This window comes from Deltaproteobacteria bacterium (assembly GCA_030654105.1).
Classification (GTDB): Bacteria; Desulfobacterota; SM23-61; order SM23-61; family SM23-61; genus JAHJQK01.
Window position 1 is genome coordinate 1 of the sequence record JAURYC010000294.1, and the last position, 5,494, is coordinate 5,494.

At 50.5% G+C, this 5,494-nt stretch carries 5 protein-coding genes; all 5 read right to left on the reverse strand.

Going from position 1 to position 5,494, the window contains the following annotated elements:
- Positions 1–167: 167 nt before the first annotated feature.
- Positions 168–1,433, reverse strand: a complete 1,266-nt coding sequence (locus tag Q7V48_12815; protein MDO9211610.1) for a DUF255 domain-containing protein — start codon at positions 1,431–1,433, stop codon at positions 168–170.
- A gap of 225 nt (positions 1,434–1,658) precedes the next feature.
- Positions 1,659–1,820 carry a rubredoxin gene (locus Q7V48_12820; GenBank protein ID MDO9211611.1) on the reverse strand — a complete coding sequence of 54 codons (162 nt, stop codon included), beginning with the start codon at positions 1,818–1,820 and terminating at the stop codon, positions 1,659–1,661.
- Positions 1,821–2,338: 518 nt separating this feature from the next.
- Positions 2,339–3,145 (reverse strand): hypothetical protein, encoded by an 807-nt coding sequence (locus Q7V48_12825; GenBank protein MDO9211612.1) that lies wholly within the window; start codon positions 3,143–3,145, stop codon positions 2,339–2,341.
- A 189-nt stretch (positions 3,146–3,334) separates the two neighbouring features.
- Positions 3,335–4,021 carry a DUF3047 domain-containing protein gene (locus Q7V48_12830; GenBank protein MDO9211613.1) on the reverse strand — a complete coding sequence of 229 codons (687 nt, stop codon included), beginning with the start codon at positions 4,019–4,021 and terminating at the stop codon, positions 3,335–3,337.
- 13 nt (positions 4,022–4,034) lie between these two features.
- Positions 4,035–5,414 carry a TatD family nuclease-associated radical SAM protein gene (locus Q7V48_12835; GenBank protein ID MDO9211614.1) on the reverse strand — a complete coding sequence of 460 codons (1,380 nt, stop codon included), beginning with the start codon at positions 5,412–5,414 and terminating at the stop codon, positions 4,035–4,037.
- Positions 5,415–5,494: the final 80 nt, after the last annotated feature.

A 5,494-nucleotide genomic window follows, 5' to 3' on the forward strand; every position in this document is an offset into this window, starting at 1 on the left:
CGTGGATATAGCCGCAAACCGTGCACTTCCATTTCTTGTCCATCCCATATTCCTTTCGGTTTAACCGGAGCACCTTCGAGCGAATCCTTACGTAGACCTGGTCCGCAACAGGGTTCAGGGCGCAGAAATAATTATATTAAATTTCAATTGGCCTTCACCCATCCCAATTATTCCAGGGCCGATTCGAGGGCAGGCAGATCCGTCAGGGGGCTTCTGCAGGCAAACCGTGCGCACAGATAAACCGCCGGTTTTTTACCAACAGGAATCATCCCCGCAACAAATGGAGACAGGGCTGTTAGATCCTTGCCAGCTTCGCCCTCCTGCCGCAACAGTACGACTTTGTTGGGAACAAATTTTCGATGCAAAAGCGCAATCATAGCCCGGGCCATTTCTTCTTGCGGATCCCCGGCGATGACCATTTCCTTAGTCGGGCCGACCACAAAATCAAGGGCAATGAGTAACTGGGTGCACGCCATGGGCACATCCGCCACGGCTGAAGAAAAAACCTGGAGCAGCTGGTCGGCCTTTTTCTCCCAAATTACCTTGCCGGTCATGCGAGCTAGGCGTAATAGGTTTAAGGCGGCCACTGAGTTCCCCGACGGAACCGCGCCATCATAGATCTCCTTGGGGCGCGCGATGAGCATTTCATTTTCTTGGCCAGTAAAATAAAACCCGCCCTTTTCCGCATCCCCAAAAAGTTCGATCATAATCTGATTGAGATGGACGGCCTTCTCCAGGTACCGGACCTCAAAGGTGGCTTCATATAATTCAATTAGGCCCCAGACCAAATAGGCATAGTCATCCAGGAAACCCGGATAGGCGATATGTCCATGGCGGTAACGGCGATACAGCCGGCCGTGGGATGTCCGCATTTTCTCCAGAAGAAAATCCGCCGCCCGCCGGGCAGCCCAGGCGTAGCCATCATCCTGGAGCGCCTGCGCGCCTTTGGCCAAGGCGGCGATCATCAGCCCGTTCCAGGAGGTGATGATTTTATCATCTTTCAGAGGGTGAACCCTTTTCTCCCGGTCGTTCTGCCAGAGAGTAGAGATGCGGGTTAGGAGGACGGTAAACCCCACCATACCCGCCCGGCTGTCTTTAGGGAAATAGGTTCCCGCAAAGAACGGGTTTCCTTCCGGGGTCATAAAGATCGATAGCGGCCAGCCTCCTTGGCCGGTTAAGGCCTGGCATACGGACATGTAGACTTGGTCTATGTCCGGCCGTTCCTCGCGATCCACTTTGATGGAGACAAAGGATTGATTCAGTAACCTGGCCACTTCCTCGTCTTCAAAGGATTCATGGGCCATTACATGGCACCAATGGCAGGTGGCATAACCGATGGAAAGAAAAATGGGCTTGTCTCCCTCTTTGGCTTGACGAAAAGCTTCTTCGTTCCAGGGATACCAGTCGACGGGATTGTCGGCATGCTGAAGCAGGTAAGGACTTTTTTCCTGGATCAGGTGATTATAAGGATGGGAGGGTTGCTTTCCGGAACGAACCAGGAAGGCCTCCTGCTTTCAGTCCGCTTCACCAGGAGCTCTGAGGGGTGCAAGCTTTGGTGGAATGAGTTCAGTTCAAGGCGAACGAACCTCTCTGCGGGAAACTTTCGCCTGTGATAGTAGAATTTCGATCAGGGGGAAGTCCAAAAGACCTCCGCTGGATTAGCCTTCGGGCGAAAAATCAGTCTTGCTGGCCCCGCATACCGGGCACGTCCAGTCTGCCGGAAGTTTTTCGAAGGGCGTGCCGGGGGCTACACCATTTTCCGGATCTCCCGCGGCCGGATCATAGACATAACCGCAAATGTTGCAGGTGTACTTTTTCATTCCTTCCTCTCCTTTCGTCATGTATTTTGGAGGACGCAGATTTGCGCAGATTACCGCAGATAAAAAGATGAAACCGTTAAGGCGTGAATGCGTAAAAACGCACAGCCGTCAATGCAGGTGCGCATCTACCCATTTACGCTTTTACCCTTTACGATTTTAAATCCTCATAATCTGCGTTTATCTACGTCCAAATAATTCTCAAATCACCTGGTGGCGCAGCGTTTCCAACTCTCTGCTCAAAGTGGCGATATGGCCCATTTCTTTCCATCTGCTCGGCCATCAGGAAGATCTCTAAAAATATTATCCTGGGTTTTCTAACCAATTTCAAGAATTAAAAATTGGATACAGAGTTCGTCGAAGTGAAAGATTGGTTGAAGAAAAAATGTTCATGAAAGAGCTTAGTTGATTTGTGTTCGCTAAACGGGGCTTGCTTTAAAACTTCTGATTTTTAAACCTTAATTTTTTCCTTTTACAGAGGTTATATAGAAAGTCCTTCTTTTTGCGTCCCCAAATGTGATTTAGAAGCGCCCCTTCTCCACTTTCTTTTCAACAATGGAGCTGGAGCGGGCTTCTATAACCGCTCCTGTTTCCTCCCTGTCCTGGAGGTCCACGCCGGACTCCGCCTCCACAAGGGAGATGACCGAGATGCGCCGCTGGAGCTGAAGCGACAAAACATCGGGGGGATCCCGGTTCTCGTCAATGAATCTCCTGATTTCGTTCAGTTCGGACCCATTAAAATCCCAGCGGCACCGATCTAAAATCCTTTCCCAGATAGATTCTTTCAGACTCCCGTAGGCCTGGAGGGAGGTCTCTCCCTCCTCTATCGACTCGGCCACCTCTCCCAACGCCTGCAGAGAGATGCTCGCCACTTCCTCTCGGAAGGCCTGGAGGAATCTCTGCACCTTCTCCTTGGGCATAAGGGAAAGTCCCCTGTCGGCAGCGATCTGTTTGCAAAGATCATCCTCCTGGATCTTCAGAGACATATTGAATATCTGCAATCTTCCCGGAATGATCTCGTAAAAAGCCGGCTGGTCCAGGGCCGTTTTCGTCCGCCGGAGCAGGAACTTCCGTTCACTGCTGTCGGCAAGAAAATAGGTCACCCGCAAGGGTTCGTAGGAGGGCTTTTCGCTGATGCCGGAATCGGCCTTAATAAAGAGCTTTTCCATCGGGTGGCCGCGATGGGCAGTCAGGAATTCCTTGACCCTGGCGAGATCCGCGTTGTTCCATTCTACCCCTGGAAGACTGTTGGCCCGGGCCAACTCGAAGCCGCCGTAATTGGGAATCACCTGATTGCAGACCGTACAGCGGATTAGCTCTTTAATCATTTTTCAAATCCTTGAAATACGCCAAGCATCACCACCCCATTCCACCCAATCATATTCATCAATTAATGGTTAAAATATGCACTATTGCGACAAGGCGTGTCATAACATGATTAAAAGTAAAAGGATAAAGTTAATACATCAATCGATGCTATCTATCAGGTTAATTTCCTTTAAGGATATTTTTTTAAATCATTCTTTTTTAGGAGGGCTGGCCGAGAAGAAAATATCGGCATAATCGCAGGAAGCGGAGCTTTTGGTGTGCTGGGAGTTGATATAAAGTAGGACGGTGCCTACGGTAGGTGGTTCTTCCTGGAAAAGTTTTTTGTAATCTTCGTAAACATTGCGGGACTCGGATACCCACTGGTTCAAATTATTAACCCCGCTCTGGAGGACGACGTACTTCATTTTGCTGTAGGCCGTGCTCGTTCCTGAAAACCCAGCCGGGGCCTGACTGTCCCAGATATAGCCGACAGACTTGATCATGGTGGGAAACTTGGGAAATACTACGTAGATTTGGCCGGCTTGATCATCCGTTTCCCTTTTCCTGATATCCCCACCTTTGGGAAGCTTCGTGGCTCTCCAGCGCCAGGAAAGATACGGGTATTGGCGGATGTCGAAGGACATCTCTTTTTTCAACCCGAAGGTATCGCCGACCGAAAGGAGGCGCAAAAAATGGCCTTCCTTCTCTTGCTCCAAGGTAATCTTGGAATCGCTCCCCGGTTCTTTTTCCAGGTTCCAACCGACCGGAAACCCTTTCGCATCTACTCCACCCGCAAAGCGGTCTACCCAAAGGATCCCCTTTTCCCCGGCTACTGCAGCTCCGGTGCCCCCCCAAAGAAAAAGCAGAAGAAGGATAATCACTCTCCCAATGTCCATTTTTCCTTCCTTTTCATCCCACCTCATCGTAAGCCCGGCGCTTGAATTTCACGCCCAACTCCTCTTCGGCCAGCCTGCGGCAGGCTTCGACATCAACACCTGGCATTGCCACGATGGTAGCCACAACTTCTGGAATAACTTTTTTCGCCTCCCGGATAAAATCGAGTATCCCGTGGAAACTTTCTTCTCCAAAGGGGGAACGGCAGAGGCGCTGATATTTTTCAGGGCTTTCGGCATTTAAGCTGACCGATACCGCATCCACCAACCCTTTTAATTCAGGAAGGATGTTCCGGCCATAGACCAGGTTCGCCTGCCCGTCAGTATCGATGCGTACCCGGGCCCCCTTTTTCTTTAATTCCGCAGCAACGGTTTTGACCGTTTCCAGGCGAAGCAGGGGTTCGCCGAATCCACAGAAAACGATTTCTTGATACCTTTGGGGATCCCCCACGGCCTGAACCAGTTCCTCAGCACTGGGTTCGCGGGACAGCTCCAGGTCATGCCCCTTGACTACGTAAGAAGCTTTTTTGGCGCAGAACGTGCAGAGATTTGAGCAACGATTGGTGAGGTTCAGGTACAATGAATTGCGGATGGGGTATACAATCTTCCCTTTGGGAAGTTCCTCCCCTATCCCGAAAAGAGCCCGGGCATTCAAAGATGTGATTCGGCATACATCCTCAAAGCTCAAGCTTTTCAGGGAGGCCACTTTTTCGGCCGTATTCCGGATGAAAGCAGGTTCATTCCTCTTCCCGCGGTAAGGCTCCGGTGCCAGGTAAGGACAGTCCGTCTCCAGGAGTATCTTTTCCAGGGGAATACACCGGACAACTTCTTGCTGGGTGGTTGCTTTTGAAAAAGTCACTGTCCCCGGGATGGAAATAAAAAAACCCATCTGAATAACTTTTTTGGCGAGAGGAACATCGCCGGAGAAGCAATGAAAAACTCCTTTCCACAGACCATCCCCTTCCTCCATTAAAACATTCAGAATTTCATCGTGAGCCTCTCGGTCATGGAGGATAATGGGTAACCCCAGATCTTTTCCCAGGCGCAAGAGTTCTCGAAATCGAGTCAGCTGGATTGCCCGGGGCGAGTGGTTGCGATAGAAATCCAGTCCGATCTCACCGAAAGCGACCACTTTCTTTTCTCTCGCCAGAGCACGGAGCTGGTCGTAATCCCCGGCCCGAATATCTTGGGCCTCGTGGGGGTGGATGCCGATCGAGACAAAGATCGATTCATTTTTTTGGCCGATCTCCAAGGCTTTATGGATATCCGGAATCGTTGTGGCCACGGTGATGATATGGCGCACCCCTGCTTCAACTGCCCGGGCAATGACCCTGTTGCGGTCTTTATCGAAATCCTTCATTTCCAGGTGGGCATGAGAATCGATGAGCACAAAAATTCCATTCGAATGCGGATTGCGGAATGCAGAATGCGGAATTTGAAATATTAAAATTTAATGCTTTGGCTTTTTAATTGCGC

Coding starts and splice junctions, on each gene's coding strand:
- Q7V48_12820 (MDO9211611.1), bottom strand. CDS start 1,820: ATGAAAAAGTACACCTGCAACATTTGCGGTTATGTCTATGATCCGGCC.
- Q7V48_12825 (MDO9211612.1), bottom strand. CDS start 3,145: ATGATTAAAGAGCTAATCCGCTGTACGGTCTGCAATCAGGTGATTCCC.
- Q7V48_12830 (MDO9211613.1), bottom strand. CDS start 4,021: ATGGACATTGGGAGAGTGATTATCCTTCTTCTGCTTTTTCTTTGGGGG.